The sequence below is a fragment of the Endozoicomonas arenosclerae genome (assembly GCF_001562015.1).
In the GTDB taxonomy this organism is placed as follows: domain Bacteria; phylum Pseudomonadota; class Gammaproteobacteria; order Pseudomonadales; family Endozoicomonadaceae; genus Endozoicomonas_A; species Endozoicomonas_A arenosclerae.
Genome location: NZ_LASA01000112.1, coordinates 33,326 through 53,417 on the forward strand (window position 1 = coordinate 33,326; position 20,092 = coordinate 53,417).

The 20,092-nt window shown below is 48.6% G+C and carries 13 protein-coding genes; 8 read left to right on the top strand and 5 right to left on the bottom strand.

What is annotated here, in order from left to right:
- Positions 1-52 precede the first annotated feature (52 nt).
- From WG89_RS17665 to WG89_RS17675, 3 genes are all read right to left on the bottom strand, one after another.
- The gene (locus WG89_RS17665) at positions 53-2,740 is read right to left on the bottom strand and encodes a hypothetical protein (RefSeq protein WP_153301659.1); all 2,688 of its coding nucleotides are present in this window, start codon (positions 2,738-2,740) and stop codon (positions 53-55) included.
- A 663-nt stretch (positions 2,741-3,403) separates the two neighbouring features.
- Positions 3,404-4,090 carry a tellurite resistance TerB family protein gene (locus tag WG89_RS17670; protein ID WP_062268453.1) on the bottom strand — a complete coding sequence of 229 codons (687 nt, stop codon included), beginning with the start codon at positions 4,088-4,090 and terminating at the stop codon, positions 3,404-3,406.
- A gap of 156 nt (positions 4,091-4,246) precedes the next feature.
- Positions 4,247-6,124 carry a hypothetical protein gene (locus WG89_RS17675; protein ID WP_062268454.1) on the bottom strand — a complete coding sequence of 626 codons (1,878 nt, stop codon included), beginning with the start codon at positions 6,122-6,124 and terminating at the stop codon, positions 4,247-4,249.
- A 292-nt stretch (positions 6,125-6,416) separates the two neighbouring features.
- Here WG89_RS17675 and fdhD point away from each other — a divergent pair, with 292 nt between their 5' ends.
- From fdhD to mreD, 5 genes are all read left to right on the top strand, one after another.
- Complete coding sequence (gene fdhD, locus WG89_RS17680; protein ID WP_062268455.1) at positions 6,417-7,211, top strand: formate dehydrogenase accessory sulfurtransferase FdhD; 795 nt, start codon at positions 6,417-6,419, stop codon at positions 7,209-7,211.
- Between the two features lie 16 nt (positions 7,212-7,227).
- Complete coding sequence (locus WG89_RS17685) at positions 7,228-9,564, top strand: FdhF/YdeP family oxidoreductase (RefSeq protein WP_062268456.1); 2,337 nt, start codon at positions 7,228-7,230, stop codon at positions 9,562-9,564.
- Positions 9,565-10,016: 452 nt separating this feature from the next.
- Positions 10,017-11,054, top strand: a complete 1,038-nt coding sequence (locus WG89_RS17690) for a rod shape-determining protein (RefSeq protein ID WP_034832180.1) — start codon at positions 10,017-10,019, stop codon at positions 11,052-11,054.
- Positions 11,055-11,281: 227 nt separating this feature from the next.
- Positions 11,282-12,193, top strand: a complete 912-nt coding sequence (gene mreC / locus WG89_RS17695; RefSeq protein WP_079253898.1) for a rod shape-determining protein MreC — start codon at positions 11,282-11,284, stop codon at positions 12,191-12,193.
- Positions 12,190-12,678: a rod shape-determining protein MreD gene (gene mreD / locus WG89_RS17700; RefSeq protein ID WP_062268458.1), complete on the top strand. Its 489-nt coding sequence runs from the start codon at positions 12,190-12,192 to the stop codon at positions 12,676-12,678. Before mreC ends, mreD begins: the two co-directional genes overlap by 4 nt.
- Before the next feature lie 3 nt (positions 12,679-12,681).
- Here the strand turns inward: mreD and WG89_RS17705 are convergent, their stop codons facing one another.
- Together WG89_RS17705 and WG89_RS17710 are read right to left on the bottom strand one after the other, a co-directional pair.
- Complete coding sequence (locus WG89_RS17705) at positions 12,682-13,167, bottom strand: exonuclease/endonuclease/phosphatase family protein (protein ID WP_153301660.1); 486 nt, start codon at positions 13,165-13,167, stop codon at positions 12,682-12,684.
- Positions 13,121-13,603: an exonuclease/endonuclease/phosphatase family protein gene (locus WG89_RS17710; protein ID WP_062268460.1), complete on the bottom strand. Its 483-nt coding sequence runs from the start codon at positions 13,601-13,603 to the stop codon at positions 13,121-13,123. Before WG89_RS17710 ends, WG89_RS17705 begins: the two co-directional genes overlap by 47 nt.
- A 232-nt stretch (positions 13,604-13,835) precedes the next feature.
- Here WG89_RS17710 and WG89_RS17715 point away from each other — a divergent pair, with 232 nt between their 5' ends.
- The 3 genes from WG89_RS17715 to WG89_RS17725 all read left to right on the top strand — a co-directional run bounded on the left by WG89_RS17715 (position 13,836) and on the right by WG89_RS17725 (position 20,045).
- The gene (locus tag WG89_RS17715) at positions 13,836-14,420 is read left to right on the top strand and encodes a Maf family protein (protein WP_062268461.1); all 585 of its coding nucleotides are present in this window, start codon (positions 13,836-13,838) and stop codon (positions 14,418-14,420) included.
- A 192-nt stretch (positions 14,421-14,612) separates the two neighbouring features.
- The gene (gene rng / locus WG89_RS17720) at positions 14,613-16,085 is read left to right on the top strand and encodes a ribonuclease G (protein WP_062268462.1); all 1,473 of its coding nucleotides are present in this window, start codon (positions 14,613-14,615) and stop codon (positions 16,083-16,085) included.
- Between the two features lie 54 nt (positions 16,086-16,139).
- The gene (locus WG89_RS17725) at positions 16,140-20,045 is read left to right on the top strand and encodes a YhdP family protein (RefSeq protein ID WP_062268463.1); all 3,906 of its coding nucleotides are present in this window, start codon (positions 16,140-16,142) and stop codon (positions 20,043-20,045) included.
- Positions 20,046-20,092: the final 47 nt, after the last annotated feature.

Genomic DNA, 20,092 nt, shown 5'->3' on the forward strand with positions numbered 1-20,092 from the left:
CTTGTAAACCTGGCGTACTCCGGTTTATTGGCTTCTCTATTTTTCAGGAACCTCACCAAACCTCATCCAGATCAAACGCTGACAAGTCATCAGAGTGGGATGTTACTTCATCTACCAGAACGTTTTTCAATGAAGAAGGTTCTGGCTGCTTTTTGGGTATAGGACTAGCGGTAACTGTCGGTTGTACACTGGTTGAGTGGGTTGAAGTCTCAACAACTGAAGGTGTAACAGTAGTTGCTGTAGTCTTCTCCACCGTTGATGTAGCTGAAGCCGTTGCGTTTACTGAGGTGGTTGAATTGTTCACTACTTCCGGGTCAGCGAATCTGAGACTGTCAGCCAGAGCGGCTTCTGAAATGGCCAGGGCTTCTTTTTTTAACTTTTCAGGTGGATGATCCAGTTCACCAGCACTTTTTGATCCCATGACAAAGCCCCTGAAGCCACTGAAGTAGTTCAGTCTTCTCAAGGCATAGTGCATGGAGCTGTTATCATATGATTCAATCAGGCGTGCCAGTTCTTTTTCTGCTCTTTCTTCGAGGTAGTCAAGTAAGGCTCGCGCTACCAGGAAGTTCGATTTGCTGATTTCTTCTTCTATGATCCAGAAGTTGGCCTCGATGTGACTTGTTTCTGCTGACTCTTGTGTAGAGAATAATCTACTGGATTCAGCTTTTGCTGAGGCCTTTCTTAACTTCTCTCTGAACTGTTCTTCCGTCTTTTTCATTGATTTTTCCAGATCCTCCTTGTGTGCCGGGTCGACATCGGTCATCGCTTTTTTCAGACTTTCTTTGAAGGCTTTCTCCGCTTCTGCGAGTGCTGTTTCCAGTTTTATTCTGAATTCCTTTTTCACTTCACTTCGTGAGTCGTTCAGTTTTTTCCTGAACTCATCTTCCTGTGTACTGACTATATCCCTTACGAATGCTTCTTCTTTTAGGGCACGAGGCTGGATATGGCTGGGAATAGTGGCATCCACTTTTGTGAACCATTCAGGGTATTTGTTAACAAATCTGAAACGGAAAGACTGGTATCGCTTAAGCAGTCTTAGTTGGAGCTGTAAATCCTTACTACCAAATCGTTGTATCAGGTGATTCAACTCAGAGCGGCTGATGCTGACCATATGAGCAAGTAGTAAGTCTGTCTCGTGATAGGAGAGCGATTGTGCACTGACGAGTGAACTGAGATTAGAGGCAATAGCTCCACTTTCAATATTTGAAGCAAGAGCTACTGCCTCCTGAGCGAGGCGAATGCGCAGGTGAGCAAGTTTTGGACTTTCGTCCTCTAGCTCCATTTCTTTGTGCAGCAAAGCATAGGCCGTAGCTTCGGTGTGTGCATAAGGGCTGGTCAGCTGAACCAGAGCCTTTTTGTGAGTCAGGCCCAATATTTTCAGAGGTTTTAAATCGGAGCTGAAATGTAGGGGGCTGAAGTAGATCTGGTAAGTAATCCGGTCATAGGGCGTGGTAACCCTGCCAAAGTAGTCGGGAATATGCCGCTCAATATTATCCGGGTGAAAGACTTTGGCCATGTAGTCCCAACCAGGAAGCTTGGGGCGTGGGCCATATTGAGGCTCAACACATAAATTACCCTCGTAACCTGTGGACGGGTAGCCATAGATCATGAAGTATTCATGCATGTCGAAGCAAAGCCCCATTTGGAACTTTTTAATGTGAGTAAGCTGATCCAGTCTTGCCAGTAAAGGTTTGGCTTCAAATGCTTTTATGATCTCCTGCCGCTCTTCGGCGGATTTACGATATTTTTCTTCTGCATCCTTCCAGAAGTCAACCAGTTCAATACCTGTATATTGACTGGCTTTTTGGCCTAGGAATCTAGTGAATTTAAGTCCATCCAGATAGAGAAGAGCTGTTCCAGCCGGGACTTTTACCAGATAGCGACCCAAATAAGGAGTCAGCTTTTTATCCAGCTTGGTGGAAGGCTTGTCATCATCGTTGAAGAAAAACTGAATACCACTTGTGGTGTATAGATAAATTCTTCCCACTTCGAGGGTGATTACCAGAGCCTTTGGGGTATAGGTAGAAGGCAGATACCAGAGTGAGCCCGGAAGATAGATATTTGCAGCTCCACGAGCAAGGTTGGGGAGCACAGTATTAAGCAGCCATTGTCCCAGAAGTCTTAGTCGCGAAATGGGGGGTTCTGGCTCAGCTTCCACTGCCTCTGGCCTTTCAGGGCGATCAGGCTCCTTGTCTGAGTCATCTTCGCTGTCATCATCTTCTGGAGGGTCATTCTCTCCATCGCTGCCGCTTTCTTCTTTCTCGGGCTCTTCCTCTTCTTCAATTTTCTTTTCAGGAGCAAGGAGGGATCTGTCGATGATGAACTCGCCGCTCGTAGTTAAGGGATTGAAATCAACAGGAGGTGTATTTTCTTTTTGCTTTTTCTTCCAAAATTTTAACCGACCTGCTTCCTTGGGAGAGAAAACTATCCATTCTAAAAAAGAGTAAGTATTCCGGTTCTGTGCTTTAGGAAGTGGATTGAGTTCTCCAGAGACTTCTGCCCGCTCAAGTGCCCTGATTACCTCTTTAACGTTCAAGTTTTGTGGCTGAAGAGGGTGTCCGTCAATGTCTGGCAGATTTTGCAGGATAATCTCTGTGGTTATTTTTGGAAATTCTCTTTTATGGACACAGGGGACTGAGGGAACTTCCACGGGCTTTGCATTCGGTTGTTTTGATGTAGGAAGAGACAGGTAGGTCCAGTGGATCCAGTCACGGTCTAATACTTTTTGCTCATCAGGCATTGCGGGTAAATACTGCTGGGCTAATGAACAACCAGAAGCTTGGGCAAGGACCGTGATGTTTTCCTGGTCCAGATAGGAGTGATCGACCTCTCCCTCAGAAAGTAAGATCAGTAAAATCTCAGCCCTCTGCTGAAAGGGGGTGCCTTCAGTGCTTCTGACTAGGACGTGCAGTTGAGAAAAAGCATAGGGTGCAAAGAAAGTTAAGCTGAGAGTCAATAAAGAACATTTTATAAACGGTGTCTTAAAGTGCATCTGGTAAAGCCTGCGTAAAGTAAGATCGGCCTATTTTTTAGGTCTTTTCAGATTCTGTTGTCGTGATGTTTGCCGCTCAGCTTGCGTCGTCTAATTCCAGATCTATTCGATGTTTGAATTATTCTTCGTTGATCTTTTCTACCTTTATTAAGGTCCATTAAAAAACGGCAACAGTATTCACAGATGCTATGCGGTGTTTATAAAGGTAAATACGCATTAGCAAATGTGAGGGGGAATTATAGAAGATTATGTTTTTGGCAGAGGGTTTTCGGATGAGTGGTAGACGCTGATGGCAAGTTCAATGTTTCCTGAACCTTTGCACCAAAAAAGGTTTGAGCTTTATGCGTTTGTAAGTGAAAGGACGAAAGAGTCATGAAGGGGAAGAGAGTTTCATGACTCTTTGTTCAGAGGCTATGCGTTTTGAACCTGAGCTTCCAGCTTTTCAACCAGGCCGGATTCCAGTTCAAGCTGTCTGGCCAATTCTTGCAGATAAGCTTTTTCCATAAAGTTCTGTTCATCCACAACCAGCAAAGAGGCAAGGTAGACTTCTGCGGCTTCTTCAGGGCTGTAGACTTCACGGGCCACTTCTGCAGGATCCAGCGGTTTTTCCAGTTCCTGCTGAACAAACTGATTCACTTCTGCTGTAGCGCCCAGAGACTTGACCACTTCCTGAATTCGGGCTTTCTCTTCATCATCAACATGGCCGTCGGCTTTTGCTGCAGCAATCATGGCCTGCAGAATAACCAGACTCTGTCGTTCTTCATTTTCCGGCAGCAATTTCATCTCATCATGGCTTTGCCCGGATGCATCAGACTGATTACTTTTCCAGTCTTTGTAGGTTTTCAGTGCCAGTGCTCCCAGTGCCGCAGCACCGCCTGCACCTGCAGCAGTTCCTGCCAGTTTGCGACCCTTTTTAGAGCCCAGTAACAGAGACAGTGCTCCGCCAGCCAGAGCGCCTTTGCCCATCCCCGAGAGCATGGCACTGCGCTCACTGCCAGAGGAGGGGATGTTCAGTCCTTTCTCCAGCTTGCTTTTACCGTCACTGGCCAGGGAAGAACCTGAGCTCAGAACTTGATTCAACAACCCTTTAAAATCCATAACGGCCTCCCGTTCAGGTTCTACTTATCACGTGACTTACTATACGTGAGTTCTTCTGCTTTGCATGACTCGGGGAGGTAAAGGTTTGTTAGCATCGGGTAAGGAATTGAGGGAGGTGTTCTCTCCCTCTTCATCCGGTGTTGATGGAGTCGGGCCTCATGTTGACTCAGTAACCAGTGTGACTTGCCTGCGAGCGTATGTTTCCATGCTATTGAAGTGGGCGATCATCTTATCCACGGATGAGAAATAATTTCTGGTGACCGTTGAGTCGTTCAGCAGGTCGATCCCGCCTTGTTTGTTTTTAACCAGACATCGCCAGTGCCCACTCCCGCCCCACAGAAAGGTTTTGGCATCAGGTTGATGGAATGCGTTGATGGTTTCGGGTCGATTCGGGTGCAACTCAACAAATCTCAGCTTATAAGGGTCTGGTACCAGGTCGTCATGAAACGGCTCTGCCCGAAATACGTCTCCTTCACCGGGGCGGTGCAGAGTCAAGGCTCTCTGGCCTTTGGGTGGATTCCTTAATTCTTCGAAAACCTTGCGCCACCAGAGTTGTTCTTCCTGATTCTTCAGATCATTTTTTCGATGAAAGTTTTGGTTATTCCATGCCAGAACCTGAGCCTGATGTCTTTCTCTTCCGGCTTTTTTCAGGGTGCGAATTTCATAGGAAAGGTTGGAATAGCGCTGGTTCAGGTCATCCAGCTCCTCCTGCAGGCGTTTTTCCTGAATCTCCATCTGCTCCCTGACAGTGCGAGGGGTATTCCAGGCAGGAGGCCTCTGATTCCTCTGTTTCTCTCTGGCCTTTTCCCTTGCCCTTTGCAGAGCCTCCAGTTCCGCCTGTTGCTCTTCAAGTTCGGACTCATCCAGTATCGGTTCTACAGCACCAGGATCCGGAGTGACGGAAATAACCCGATACAAAAAGTAATCGTAGGCGTTCAAATGGGCAAAGGCCTGTACGTGAGAGTTAGGCTCACAGTCAATGTGGTGATTAACGAGGCCGATTCTGCCTGGGTGCTCGATAGGAGGGCGGTCTGGAGAACGAACTGCGTAATACATGGTCTCGCGCATTTTCTCCAGCCTTTGCTTCTGACCTTTCAGCCACTTGTAGCTGATCTGGCCCTCAGGAAAAGCTGTGAGTTCCTGTTCAAACTGTGTTTCAAAAGCTTTCAGATCGGTTAAGAACATCTCCCTGGCGTCAGGAAAGTCATCAGGAATGGTCATAGTCGTGATGGCATCCTGGCTGGTTCTTATGGCAAGAGATAACTCTCCTCTTGCAGTTTCGGTGGTCAGGTGGTTTGACAGATCAGGAGATGGCGGAGGTGATGGCTGTCTGGTTACCTGTTTGAATGCACCTTGTGAGAGTTCATAGATTTCGAGCATAAAGTTGCCACAACGTTCCTGAAGGAGGCGGTGGGCTTCAAAGCGCTCCGGAGTTGCATGGGGGTCGCTTCTTAACGCTCTGCTCTTTTCAACCAGCCAGCTATTAATGGCAGCACTAAACTTCATGCAGGATAACTCGGGCGATGTATCATCCGGTGCGCAGGCCAGAAATCGGGAATAGCAGGTTTGCAGCTCATCGCTGCAGAATCTGAGGGATTCTTCCGGGTTGCTGATTTGGTGGGTGGTTTCCTCAAAAAGCTGTTCCAGGTAGTCATAACCTCTTACCAGCTGGCAGGACTGGGTGGTGAGCAGACTGTGAAGCTTGCTTTGCAGCTGTTTTATGGTCAGACCATTCAGCTTGTCAGAGGGAGCGGGCAGGACACTTCGTTCATTCAGGGCGAGTTTATTATTGAGTTCATGGGCTGCATGGATCAACTGGTTGGCGTCTGCTTTCAGCTCTTGAATCTCGGCATCGTTGTCCGGGCCATTTAACCAGCCTTTAAAAGTCCATCCTGAGGGAGGGGGCTTGGTCACCACCCGGCCATTGCTGACGGCAGGCAGGGCTTCGCTTTTCACTTTGGTGCTGAGAGTGTGTAACTGCTGTTCCCAGTTGCGAACTTTGGAATAGAGACCTGAATTGGTTTGAGGCAGCATGATCTTCCCTGATTATTTTGCTCTCACCATTTTATTTTAACCCATGGGGTTGAACTCAGAATCAACGTTTTGGATGTTTTGAAAAATAATGGGAATTTTTTAGACGCTTGTGACGTCTTTACAGGTAGTTTTAGAGAATGGAACAAGTCTGTTCAATAATTACTTTGATAGGAAAACCTTCTCCGATAAAATGCGGAAATTGCAGGAGGATCAAGGCCTTTATATGCAAAGCACTGACACTTTAATTGTCCTCTGACAAGGCTGCTTCTGTACCAACCATAAGCCCAAAATAATGACACTTTTTTACAAAGACTATTCAGGTCAGCTGTCCAGCCCTCTTCCTGGCGAAGTAGCGGTTTCGCTGAGCTACAACGGAATCAGCCATGCCGTAATGGTGGCTTCAGAGAATGACCTTGAAGACTTTGCCCTGGGTTTCTCTCTCAGTGAGGGGCTGGTGAGCTACCCGGAACATATCTATTCCATCAACCAAACCCGCACCGATCTGGGCTTTGTGATGGAGATGGAAATTGCCCAGAGGGATTTTCAAAAACTGAAAACGCAGCGCAGAAGCCTTCAGGGTCGGAGTGGTTGTGGTCTCTGTGGTCATGAATCACTGGAGTCAACCCTGACGCCTTTGGAGCTTTTGCCTGGCGCTGAACTGCCTCCTGCAGAACATTTTCAGGACATTCGTCAGAGAATTCGGGACTGGCAACCTTTAGGTGAGGGCTCCGGGGCGTTGCACGCTGCAGCCCTGTTAAATGCTTCGGGTGAAATCAGTCTCTGTCGTGAAGATATTGGCCGTCACAATGCGCTGGATAAATTGCTGGGCGCAGCTATAAAAGAATCAGCAGACCTGTCTTGTCGCACTATTGTCATGACCAGCCGTTGCAGTATTGAGCTGGTCAGAAAAGCCATTCGATGTCGTCTGGCAACACTGGTCACACTGGCTGCACCGTCATCTCTTTCTGTGACTACAGCCAGGCAGCATCGTCTGAATCTCATTCATATTTCGAGGCAGGGTGAAGCCCGCCTTTACAGTAAGGAGCCTGCCGAGAATAGGGAGCCCTTGAGCACTATTCTCGGTTAGGCCAGGGAGGAGTAAAATGACTGACAGGAACGACCAGAGTGCTAAAAAGCTTAAGCCGTACACCCGAGCCGCAGGTGGCTGGGGAGCTCTGGCCAGCACCGGTAAGCATCTGCTGAAAAGTGAAAATGCCGTCAAGAATATCCGTACCTTGCTCAAGACCAATCAGGACAATGGTTTTGACTGCCCTGGTTGCGCCTGGGGTGAAGACGGTGAAGACAAAAAGTTCCGTTTTTGTGAAAACGGCGCCAAAGCCGTCAACTGGGAAGCGACTTCCAGAAAAGTCGGGCCGGACTTTTTCTCCCGTCACAGTGTCAGCTGGCTCAGGGAGCAGAGTGACTATTTTCTCGAATATCAGGGGCGCCTGACCCATCCCATGCGTTACAACCAGGAGAGTGACCGTTATGAAGATGTCAGCTGGCAGGAAGCTTTTAACCTGATTGCTGACACGCTCAACGGACTTGAGCATCCTGATCAGGCCGAATTTTATACTTCCGGTCGTGCCAGTAATGAAGCCGCTTTTTTATATCAGCTGTTTGTCCGCAGCTTCGGCACCAATAACTTTCCTGACTGTTCCAATATGTGTCACGAAGCCAGTGGTGTGGCGCTGAGTAAATCGATTGGTGTGGGTAAGGGAACCGTCAGTATCCATGACTTTGAAAAAGCGGATGCCATATTTATTTTTGGTCAGAACCCTGGCACCAATCATCCAAGAATGCTGGACGTTCTTTACAAGGCTTCCCGCAGAGGTGCGAAAATCGTCAGCTTCAACCCACTGAAAGAACGTGGGCTGGAACGATTTACCAACCCCCAGAATGCAGTAGAGATGATTACCGATGGTTCTACTGAGATATCCGGCATGTATCTGACCCCCAAAATGGGCGGAGATATGGCAGCGGTCAGAGGGATGGTCAAAGCCATGCTGGCAGAAGATAAGCTGGCCAGACAGGAAGGTCGGAAACCCATCTTTAATGATGAGTTTCTTAGTACTCATACCCAGGGTCTGGAGCTTTATCTGGAACAGGTAGAAAATACCTCCTGGGACTTTATTGAAGAGCAGTCTGGTCTGTGTCGTACGCAGCTGGAAGAAGCGGCTGCGATTTATCAAAAATCGGAAAAGGCGATTTGTACCTGGGCTATGGGGATTACCCAGCATCGTCACTCTGTGGACACTATTTTTGAAATAACCAATCTGCTGTTGCTACGGGGCAATATGGGCAAGCCGGGTGCCGGTGCCTGTCCGGTTCGTGGGCACAGTAATGTCCAGGGCGATCGCACCATGGGCATCAATGAAAAGCCTGATGAAGCCTTCCTTGAAAAGATGGATCAGGTGTTTGATATGGCGTGTCCCCGGGAGCATGGCCACAATACTGTGCAGTCAATCAGGGCGATGCTGGAAGGAAAGAGCAAGGTATTCATCGGGTTGGGCGGGAACTTTGCTGCTGCCACTCCGGATACACAATTAACCGAAAAGGCTTTGGCTCAGTGCCAGCTTACCGTGAACATTGCTACCAAGTTAAACCGCAGTCATCTGATTACCGGTAAAGAATCTCTGATTCTTCCCTGTCTGGGGCGGACGGAAATGGATCTCCAGACTGCGGGCAGTCAATCCATTACGGTAGAAGATTCATTCAGCATGGTTCATGCCTCGGGTGGTGTTCTGGAGCCTGCCTCTGATCTATTGAAGTCTGAGCCAGAAATAGTAGCAGGTATGGCTCAGGCAACCCTGGGCAGCCATCCCGTGGAATGGCTGGAGCTGGTAAAGGACTATGGACGTATAAGAGACCTGATTGAGAAAGTAATACCTGGCTTTACGGGTTTTAATGAGCAGATAAAACAACCCGGCGGATTTTATCTGGGGAATTCAGCTCGGGATTTGAACTGGAATACTTCAGAAGGAAAGGCTGTTATTTTTGCTAAGCCGCTGCCTGAATCCATTATTCCTGCTTCTGTCACAGAGCTGACGGATAAACCCATATTTGTCCTGCAGACCCTGCGCTCCCACGATCAGTACAACACCACGATTTATGGCATGGACGATCGTTACCGGGGGGTTTATGGCCAGAGAAGGGTTCTGATGATGTGTGCAGAGGACATTCGTGATCTGGGTATGGTTCATCAGGATCGAATTTGCATCCGCTCACTCTGGCCGGATCAGGTGGAGAGACAGGTGGATGACTTTACTCTGGTGGAGTATGACATTCCCCGGGGCAATGTCGCGGCTTATTATCCTGAAACCAACCCTCTGGTGCCCCTTGAGAGCGTAGGCGAATTCAGTGATACACCCACATCAAAATCCATTCCGGTTGTGATTGAAAAATATCAGGACGAAGAAACGATCGCTGTGGGCTCTTAATATTTTAAACAGCCATGAGCCGGAAATGTCGCTCATCCGAATCTTGTTAGTGGTTACGGAACCTGATTGAGCGGCATTTTCATACTAAAAAGAGACGAACTCATTGCTGATTTTCGGCAATGAGTTTTGGGCTTTTGTTTATGAACTGTGAACAACATGTAATTTTTTGCCGGGAAAGGACTGGATAAAATCATTCGAAAAAAATGAAATGAGGGTTCAAAATTTTTCAGTTTATTTCGAAATTATGAATTACGGCCATTGAGAACAAAGGCTATCTGCATTAGGTTAATCTATGGTCTTTGCGAAATGGTCCGTGAGGCAACCCCCATTTTTACCCTGTTTTGCCCCGGTCGGACCATTGTTGTTTGCGGAATTGCCGCTTGCTCTGAGTACTGTGCATTGTTAGAGTCTGCGACATTTACAGAAAGCCTTGAATCAAGGTAATACAGAAAATGCTGAAAAGGTTACGGGGTCTGTTTTCAAGTGATCTGTCGATCGACTTGGGAACGGCGAATACACTGGTCTATGTCCGTGAAAAGGGAATAGTCCTGAATGAGCCATCAGTTGTGGCCATTCGAAATCTGGGTACTCAGAAAAGCGTTGTGGCGGTCGGTGCTGACGCCAAGCGCATGCTGGGAAGAACCCCGGGAAATATTACTGCCATTCGTCCCATGAAAGATGGTGTGATTGCAGACTTTGATGTCTGCGAACGGATGCTTCAGCATTTTATTAATAAGGTGCATGAGAACAGCTTCATTCAGCCAAGCCCCAGGGTTCTGGTTTGTGTGCCCTGCAAATCCACCAAGGTTGAGCGCAGAGCCATTCGTGAATCGGTTCTGGGTGCAGGTGCCCGTGAAGTTTATCTGATTGAAGAGCCTATGGCGGCTGCTATTGGTGCCGGACTGCCGGTTGAAGAGGCCAGTGGTTCCATGGTGGTGGATATTGGTGGTGGTACCACCGAGATTGCCATTATCTCTCTGAGCGGTGTCGTTTACTCTGAATCAGTCAGAGTGGGTGGTGACCGCTTTGATGATGCCATTGTGACCTATGTGCGTCGCAATTACGGCAGCCTGATTGGTGACTCCACTGCTGAACGCATCAAGCAGGAAATTGCCATTGCCTATCCAAGTGATGAGTTGATGGAAATTGATGTCCGTGGCCGTAATCTGGCGGAAGGTATTCCACGCAGCTTTACCCTGAACAGTGGTGAAATCCTCGATGCTCTGCAGGAGTCTCTGAGTGCTATTGTGCAGGCCGTTAAAAGTGCCCTGGAACAGTCTCCACCAGAGCTGGCGTCCGATATCGCCGAGCGTGGTCTGGTGCTGACTGGCGGTGGTGCCCTGCTGCGTGATCTGGACAAGCTGATCAGTGAAGAAACCGGTCTGCCTGTGCTGGTAGCAGAAGATCCTCTGACCTGTGTCGCCCGCGGCGGTGGTCGTGCACTGGAGATGATGGACAAGCATCGCATGGATTTACTGTCCACTGACTGACAGCCCACTGGAAATTAAACCGTTCCAGTTTACAACAGGTCAAGCGGATTTCCGTTTGGCCTTTTGTGCGTTCTGAATCGGGTATTTCACCTTGAGTGACTGAAATTGTCTCTTTCGCATTAGGCTGAGTGTGTTTTAATAGTGGTCAGTTATGTGTTGCATGAATATTTTTTTCATTGCTTTATTTCGGCAAAAATTCATGCTGAGTATTTTTCAAAACTAAAAGATTGAGTTCTCCGTGCAAATCACAGGAGCCAGCCATTAAACCGATATTTAGCCAGCAACAGTCTTTGGCAACACGCTTTGTTTTTTTGCTGATTATTTGTATTGCCTTGCTGTTTGTTGACCATCGTTACAACTACCTTTCCGTTGCCCGCTCCTGGTTAACCATGGTGGTGACCCCTTTGCAATGGATTTCTGATTTACCTTCCAGGGCTTTTAGCACTGCAGACGAACTGGTGACTTCCCGAAGTGAATTGTTAGAAGAAAATACGCGCCTTAAAGCCCGTAACCTCATTCTCGAGCAGAAAGTCCAGAAGCTGGCATCCCTCACCGCTCAAAATCTCCGTCTCAAGGAATTGTTGAACTCATCAGAGCTGGTGGATGAGCAAGTTCTGGTGGCCGAGATTATTGGTATTGATCCTGATCCCTACGCTCACATTGTTACCATTAATAAAGGGACCACTGATGGCGTCTTTAGAGGGCAAGCCATCGTGGATGCCCATGGTGTTATGGGGCAGGTGATTGAAGCCAACCCTGTCAGCAGCCGGGTTATGCTGGTGACTGACCCCGCCAGCCGCGTGCCTGTTCAGGTGAATCGCAGTGGTTATCGTGCCATTGCTGTGGGTACAGGTGCCAAGGATTCCATGGAGTTGATGCATATTCCCGATACGGTAGATATCAGGGAAGGTGATTTATTGACCAGTTCTGGGCTGGGGCAGATCTTTCCGGTGGGTTACCCGCTAGGGAAAGTGAGAAAGATAGTCCACACCCCCGGTGACGCTTTTGCCAAAATTGAGGTTCAGCTGATGGCTGAAGTCAACCGAACCCGATTTGTTCTGTTGGTCTTCCGTAATGATGAAGAGTTAGATGATGCGGGCTTGAAAGCGCAAGAGTCAGCCCGGGAGGGGGGCTCATGAGTATTCAGAAGGCCAACGCCCACTGGGTTGTCTGGGCAACGCTTCTGGGGGCATTCCTGCTGAGCATTGTGCCCTTGCCGGCATGGGTTTCTATTGCCAGACCTGCCTGGGTCGCCATGGTGGTGCTTTACTGGATTATGGCGCTGCCGGAACGGTTTGGATTGTTTTTTGCTTTCTTTACCGGCTTGCTGATGGACGTTCTGCTGGGGACACCCTTTGGCCAGAACTCTATGGGATTGTTGCTGGTAGCTGTGATTGTTCTCGGGTTGCATCGGCGTTTAAGAATGTTTCCATGGTGGCAGCAGGCCTTTATGGCCTTTGTCATCGTTGGCTTTTATCAGATGCTGAACCTTTGGATTCGCAGTGCTCTGGGAAGAACGCCTCCCACGCTCTGGTATTTGGCACCGGCTATCACCAGTGCAGCTTTCTGGCCTTGGGTGTCAGCCTTGCTGAGGTATCTCAGACGCAGTTTCAGGGTGACTTGATAACTATTGTTCCAGCCGCCAGTTGAACTGCACCATTTTGGGTGAGTGATCCGAGAGTGTCCTTTCGCCGTCATTAAAGCGCAGGGACTGTGCTTTTACCGGTGTCAGTTTCAATTGCTGGCTGCTGCGAAAGAAAATACGGTCCACAGTCCACTTTTCTGTTTTTCTCAGAGGTGTGAAGGAATCTGTTAATCCTGTTTCCTCTATCAGCTTTTGATAGAGCTCTGGCATTTTGCCTTTACTGAAGTTGAAGTCTCCTACCAGAATGACGGCGTTGTTTCCGGACAACTTTTGCATCTCTTCAATCAGAATCTCTACCTGGACAGTGCGAATCAAATTGCCTTCGTCTGTATGAGCGGATTCCATGTGAAGGTTGTAGATATCCAGCCTGACTTCCTCACCGTTTTCTGCGGTCAGAGTATGGGAGGCGAAAGAAAAGCCTTTACGCGCAGCAGTCGCTGCCATTTCCACCTGAGACGTTATAGTCATGGCATCTGTCCCAGGGATGGCGTTTAACCTCGGTCATGGGGAAGCGAGAAAAACGGTTCAAACCATCATTCACCAGGTAAAGCCATAGCCACTCACCCCAGCTGTTGACCTTGGGTGTACTCTTATAGGGAAAGTCCATGTTGGCAGCCAACAGGTCGTGATACCAGAAGTCTTCCTGAACGAGAACAATGTCAAATTCGCTCAGCTTTTCACCCATGGGTTCGAAACGATCTGTATCGAGATTGTTGATCCAGCTCGGCAGACCGGCAACATTGTAGGTAATCACGCGGAACTGGCCGCCGGGAATGATCTCAGCCTTTGCTGGCAGGGCGATCAAGACGCTGGTTGTCAGGGTCAGAGCCAGGTGAACAAAACGTTTAGTGATGCTTTTCGGTGATGAAAAAACGCTTGCGGCCAAAATTCTTAGGTTTTTCATAATCTTCCCTGATTATCCTGTCCTTCTCCAGTCTGTGAGAATCTGCACAGTCTGAGGCTTTTGCTTTAATACCGGCACCGGTACAATTTTGTTTTAGAGCAGCCAGATCCGGTGCGACTTCATGTACTAATGTTTTCGACAGGGTGAATACAGGCTGTAACTTTCTGCGTTTTCTTATCGGTGGGCTCGGATTGTGAGTTCGAGACGACCAGTTGAAGGAGTTGTTTTTATCATGATTTATCTGGCATCCCAGTCACCGCGCAGAAAGGAGCTCCTTCAGCAGATCGGCATTGACTTTCAGCAGATTCATTCTGAAATCGATGAAACGCCTCTTCCCGATGAGGCGCCCGAGGCTTATGTCATCCGAATGGCAAAAGAAAAAGCATTGGCGGGCTGGGAGCAGCTCAGTGTTGATCAACGGCCTCCCATGCCTGTGCTGGCAGCGGATACCTCGGTCATTCTGAGAATGAAAATACTCGGTAAACCCCGAAATGAGCAACAAGCCTGTGATATGCTGTTGTCATTAAGTGGGAATAGCCATGAGGTAATCACAGCAGTAGCCGTCACGGATGGAAATGACCTGTCGGTGAAGGTATCCAAAACAATTGTACAAATGACTTCTTTTGACCGGGCAGTGGCACAAGCGTATGTCGCAACCGGTGAGCCCATGGATAAAGCCGGTGCTTATGGCATTCAGGGCAAAGGTGCTTTGCTGGTAGAGAATATGACCGGCAGTTACTCCGGAGTCGTTGGGTTACCTTTGAAAGACACTGCGGATTTGCTTCAAAATCTGGGTATTAGCCCTTGGCATTCCTGATTGGCATTAGCTGATCAATGAAAGAATCTCGGGAGTCTGTCAAACAGTCACTTCCTTGTCTGGTAGTTCCTTGTGCTGCCGGGCAAAACGTTTTCAGGTATTTAGTTTGTATTTTTGTTTTTCTGGCAGGCCGGGAAATGGATAAGTAGAAAATTCAGTTCCTGATGACCTGACCAGCTGAAGGGGAAGGGAATGAGTGAAGAGATTCTGATGAATATCACGCCAATGGAATCGCGTGTGGCGCTGGTAGAGAATGGGGTACTTCAGGAAATCTATATTGAGAGAGCCTGCAGTCGAGGAATAGTTGGAAACATCTATAAAGGCAAAGTGGTTCGGGTTTTGCCCGGAATGCAGGCTGCCTTTGTTGATATCGGTCTGGAAAGGGCCGCTTTCATCCATGCCAGTGAAATTGCTCCCCGCAATGAAAAGGACAGCGACGATCAGTCAGAACGACCCATTGTCGAACTGGTGCATGAAGGACAATCGCTGGTCGTCCAGGTCACGAAAGATCCCCTGGGGACCAAAGGTGCCCGTCTTACGACCCATATCTCCATCCCGGCCCGCTATCTGGTTCTGATGCCCCATAACAATCATGTGGGTATTTCACTGCGCATTGAAGATGCAGAAGAGCGTGAGCGTCTTAGAAAGCTGGTCGAAGAAGGCATGAAGGACGATGGCGAAGATGAGAAGGGCGGCTTTATTCTCAGAACTGCGGCTGAAGGGATCACAGAAGCCGAAGTAAAAGCGGACATCCTGTTCCTGCGCCGGTTATGGCAGACCATTGAAGAAACTGTTAAGGAAAGTAGCGCTCCTTCCACTATTTATGAAGATCTGCCTTTGCATCTGAGAACCATGCGAGACCTGGTCGATCCGGATATTGAGAAAATCCGTATTGATTCCAAAGAGACTTTCAATAAGGTTTCCAAGTTTGTTAAGAAGCTGGTGCCCCAGGTGGATGGCCGGGTGGAATACTATCCGGGCGAGCGTCCTATTTTTGATTTGTTCGGGGTTGAAGATGAGATTAACAAGGCACTCAGCCGCAAGGTTCAGTTGAAGTCAGGTGGCTATCTGATTATTGACCAGACTGAGGCCATGACCACGATTGATGTCAACACCGGTGCTTTTGTGGGTCATCGCAATCTGGAAGAAACCATTTTCAAGACCAATCTTGAAGCGTCTGTGGCCATTGCCCGTCAGCTCAGGCTGAGAAACCTGGGCGGGATCATCATTATCGACTTTATTGATATGGAAGATACCGAACACCAGCGGCAGGTGCTCAGAACCTATGAGAAGGCTCTGGAAAAGGATCACGCCAAAACCAATATTACCGGTGTCAGCGAACTGGGGCTGGTGGAAATGACCCGCAAAAGGACCCGGGAGTCACTGGAAAATGTTCTCTGTGAATCCTGTCCAACCTGCGATGGTCGTGGCACACTGAAAACAGCGGAAACCGTTTGCTACGAAATATTCAGAGAAATTCTTCGAGCCGTTCGGGCCTACGACAGCCAAAGCTACACTGTGCTGGCTTCCGAACCGGTAGTGGATCGCTTGCTGGATGAAGAGTCCAGTAACGTCGCAGATCTTGAAGAGTTTATTCAAAAACCGATTCGTTTCCAGGTTGAGCCAATGTACAGCCAGGAGCAATTTGATGTGGTGCTGGTGTAAACCGGTGTTCACACTAAGGAAAGCGTCAATGAAAAACGGGTGGCCTGGTATTTCATGAGGTCAGATTCAAGGCTGGTAGCTTCTCTCAAGTCTACCGCTTTATGGAGTTTCCGCCTGACCATGGCGGTGCTTCTTCTTATTGTATTGTTAGTGGCAGGGGTCCGTGTCTTTATCGGATCCCTGCCTTTGTTTCACGACCATCTGGTTGATTATCTTAATGACAAACTCGATACCGCCTTTGCTGTTGACCAATTAGATGCTAACTGGTCCGGTGGTCGACCCACACTTAATATCAAGGGACTGACACTTCAGGGCAATACCTCTGAAGCTCCCGGTTTTGCAATCCACCGGCTCGATCTGGAGCTGGATCTAAAACAAAGTCTGATGAACTGGGCGCCTGTCTTTTCCTATCTGGAAGCCGACGGCGTTACTCTGGCTGTTGAAAGCGACAGCGATGGAGTCTGGTCCCTCAGGGGTATTCAATACATTCGTGACGATGGTAAGAGCTTCGATCTGAAAAAGACTCTGCAGTTATTGCAGTTGCAGGAATATATTGATGTCACCAACTTTTCGTTCACCATGCAGCCTTTTGGCAGTGAGCCGCTGATTCTGGATACCCGCTATTTCTCCATCGTTGAAGAATCTTCTCTCAAGCATCTTCAATCCCGTGTTGTGACTCAACAGGGGGCTATGGAATTCAAGGCGCTGGGTAGCGGTATAGACAGAAACAGTATGGCCTGGTCCGGGGTGATTACAGCTGAATCACTGGATCTTGCGCCCTGGTGTGCTCTGTTGCCAGATTGTAAGGGGCATTTGCAATCGGCTCCGCTTAATCTCGATACTGAGTGGGAATTTAAGGATGGTCTCTGGCAGTTACAGGGAGATTTAGCTCTACCGTCCATTGTTTATCAAAAAGATCAGCAAGTGTTGCCGGAGGCTTCATTCTCTACTGGGCTAACACTGAGCAGTGATCAATTGGTAGGGAGTACTGACTGGAAGTTAGGGCTGCAAAATCTTCAACTGGTGTCCGGAGAAAATACTTTCAGTACCCATGCCAGACTCACTGGTACCAAGGATAAAGAGTCAACCTACACGGGTGCTGTAGATGCCATTGACCTGGCAGCACTGAAATCGTTTCTGGTTAGCACCCAACTCATGCCAGAGCTGGCGGATGAACTGTTCACGATCCTGAATCCAGCAGGCGGGTTAAATGACATTTCTGCCACTTATTATCCTGAAAAGCCATTACGGGAGCAGCTGGACCTTACTGCAAATCTGAAAAACGTTTCTGTGGATGCATGGGAAGGCGCGCCTTCGGCATCTAACGTCAATGGTCGTTTGGAGATGGGGATGCTCAGTGGGCATTTTGATCTTGATACCGAGCAATTCAGTCTGGGGCTGACCAAGTTGTTTCGGGATGTCTGGCAATTTGACAGTGCCAAAGCCAGACTCAGTTGGGATGTACTGGACAAGGAAAATCTCTATCAGCTCAGCAGTAACGATATCACTATTAAAGCACCGGAAGGTGATCTCAGTGGCCAGTTAAGACTGGATATCCCTCTGGGGGGAGATCAGCCGATCGTCATGGACCTGAATGTGGGTATGACCCATGGCGATGCCGGCTATGCGTCAAAATATCTGCCCAGCAAGTTACCCACTTTATCAGAAGAGCTGGTGGAGTGGCTGGATACCAGTATCAAGGGCGCCAAAGTGAATGAGGGGCGTTTCTACTATGATGGTTCCCTTGAAAACAAAGATTCTGAGCATGTGAAGTGGGGGCTGTATTTTGATGTTGATAAAGCCCGTCTGGATTATCACCCCGATTGGCCGGAAGTCTACGATGCCAGTGGCAAGGTATGGGTGGACAACGACAATATCAAGGTGGACATCGATTCTGCTCGATCATTGGATGCTGAGCTCAGTAATGTTCAGGCCCGTTTACCGCTGGACCGTGATCTGGATCTGAAAATCTTTGGTCAAGTCTCTGCTACAGGTCAGGATCTTGAAAAACTGTTGACTGAAACGCCCATCGATCAGGAACTGAAAGGTGAAGCGAAGAAGTGGACCTTGCGTGGTGATCTGGACGGCAGTATTCGTCTAGCCATTCCTCTGGAGCATGCTCTGGATACTTCGGTGGATGTCAGTATTGAAACCTCAGATGCCTTTTTTGGCATTGAATCGGCTGGCATTCAGATTGATGGCATACAGGGAGACCTGAATTTCAGCACAGAGAACGGATTGTCGGCTGAAAAAGTGAAAGGCCATTTTCTGGGTGACTCCGTGGTTGCCAGCATCTACACCGATATGAGCGATAAAAAGCAGCCACGGGTTTATTTTAACTGGGATGGCACCGCTTCGTCTGATGCTATTCAGCAGTGGCTGCAACTGGATGTGTTGAGCTTTCTGGAAGGCTCGAGTCGTTACAAAGGCGAGTTGATCCTGGGTGAAAAGCCTGCCGATGTTCAGCTGAAAGTAACCAGTAATCTCGATGGGATGGAAGTAGAGCTGCCAGCCCCATTGAAAGTGGCTGCGGATGAGACGATACCTTTTGAGTTGCGCTTCAATCTGTTCAGCGATCGGGATGAACTGGATATTCGCCTGGGTGATACCGGGCAGGCCCGAATTCAGTTTGGCCAGAATTTTAAATACGAGTCCGCAGTGGTCATGCTGGGTAAAGATGGCACATTGCCCACGATGTCCCCTGACAAAATTGTCTTGTCGGGCACAATTCCTGAGCTGGACCTGATGCCCTGGAAGCAGCAGTTTGAGGGGCAACCGGGTGACGAAAGTGAAAAGTCTCTGATTCGGCAGATTGAAGTTCAACAGCTGAACATTGGCCAGCTTCACTTTGAAGGGGAAACACTGAATAACCTGGCATTTAATCTGGCTCACGAAGCAGGGGGCTCAGAACAGCCAGCAGGTACCCTTCTGAGTCTTAACAGTGACAAGATAGCAGGCAGTCTACTTATACCGGATAACCAGCAACCCTATCAGTTGAATCTGAAAAAACTGCACTTTTCCGGAAAACAGGTGAGTGAAGAAGTTAAGAAAGAGCGTTCTGATGTGCTGGAGCACATTCGACCTGCGGAACTTCCGAATGCTGATATTTCTATTGAATCACTGAAGCTGGGTGACAGGGATCTGGGCTCTGTCTCCTTTGGTCTTCGTCCACTGCCCAATGGCAAGCGAATTGAGAACCTGAAAGTTAATTTGCAAAAGATGGAGCTTTCCGGTGATCTGGACTGGACCTACGTCAATGGTCAGCATCGCACGTCCTACAACGAGCGCCTGACAGGCTCGGGTATTCAGGCTGTACAGGAAGCCATGGGGATTTCACCTTTTGTTTCAGCAAAGAAAACCACCATTCAGGGGCAGTTGGCCTGGGAGGGGTCTCCTCTGGGAATCAATCTCAGTACTCTGACAGGTACCACTCGCCTGAAACTGGAAAGTGGTACATTGCAGAAGCTTGAAGGGGGGGCCGGAGCGCTCAAACTGTTCGGTATTCTGAATATGGAAGCGCTGACTCGTCGTTTACGTCTCGACTTTTCGGATCTGTATAAGAAAGGCATCAGCTTTGACCGTCTGGAAGGTGTTGTGCGCTTCGATGAAGGGATCATCACTTTCGATAGGCCACTGGAGATTACCGGACCCTCATCAGACTTCAAGCTGGACGGACATGTCGATACCGTCACCGAAAATATGGATATGAGTCTGGTGGTAACATTGCCTGTGTCGTCTAACTTGCCGATACTCAGTGTATTATTAGGCACAGCTCCCCAGGTGGCAGGTCTGATTTATCTGGCTGATATGCTGGTGGGCAAGCAGGTGGATCAGTTGGCCAGCATTCGTTACCGGATCAAGGGTTCCTTTGATAATCCTGAAGTCACACTGGATCAGTTGTTCTCCAGCAAAGCCCGTAAACCGGAACAGACGGAAATTCCCAAGCGGAAAAAGCCATAGAGTAAAGCGCCTCTGAGCTGAAAAATAGACATGCTTTTTCGGTCCAG

What these genes read in the sequence shown, in the direction of transcription:
- WG89_RS17665 (WP_153301659.1), bottom strand. Translation starts at nt 2,740, where the DNA reads ATGCCTGATGAGCAAAAAGTATTAGACCGTGACTGGATCCACTGGACC.
- WG89_RS17670 (WP_062268453.1), bottom strand. Translation starts at nt 4,090, where the DNA reads ATGGATTTTAAAGGGTTGTTGAATCAAGTTCTGAGCTCAGGTTCTTCC.
- WG89_RS17675 (WP_062268454.1), bottom strand. Translation starts at nt 6,124, where the DNA reads ATGCTGCCTCAAACCAATTCAGGTCTCTATTCCAAAGTTCGCAACTGG.
- fdhD (WP_062268455.1), top strand. Translation starts at nt 6,417, where the DNA reads ATGACACTTTTTTACAAAGACTATTCAGGTCAGCTGTCCAGCCCTCTT.
- WG89_RS17685 (WP_062268456.1), top strand. Translation starts at nt 7,228, where the DNA reads ATGACTGACAGGAACGACCAGAGTGCTAAAAAGCTTAAGCCGTACACC.
- WG89_RS17690 (WP_034832180.1), top strand. Translation starts at nt 10,017, where the DNA reads ATGCTGAAAAGGTTACGGGGTCTGTTTTCAAGTGATCTGTCGATCGAC.
- mreD (WP_062268458.1), top strand. Translation starts at nt 12,190, where the DNA reads ATGAGTATTCAGAAGGCCAACGCCCACTGGGTTGTCTGGGCAACGCTT.
- WG89_RS17705 (WP_153301660.1), bottom strand. Translation starts at nt 13,167, where the DNA reads ATGACTATAACGTCTCAGGTGGAAATGGCAGCGACTGCTGCGCGTAAA.
- WG89_RS17710 (WP_062268460.1), bottom strand. Translation starts at nt 13,603, where the DNA reads ATGAAAAACCTAAGAATTTTGGCCGCAAGCGTTTTTTCATCACCGAAA.
- WG89_RS17715 (WP_062268461.1), top strand. Translation starts at nt 13,836, where the DNA reads ATGATTTATCTGGCATCCCAGTCACCGCGCAGAAAGGAGCTCCTTCAG.
- rng (WP_062268462.1), top strand. Translation starts at nt 14,613, where the DNA reads ATGAGTGAAGAGATTCTGATGAATATCACGCCAATGGAATCGCGTGTG.
- WG89_RS17725 (WP_062268463.1), top strand. Translation starts at nt 16,140, where the DNA reads ATGAGGTCAGATTCAAGGCTGGTAGCTTCTCTCAAGTCTACCGCTTTA.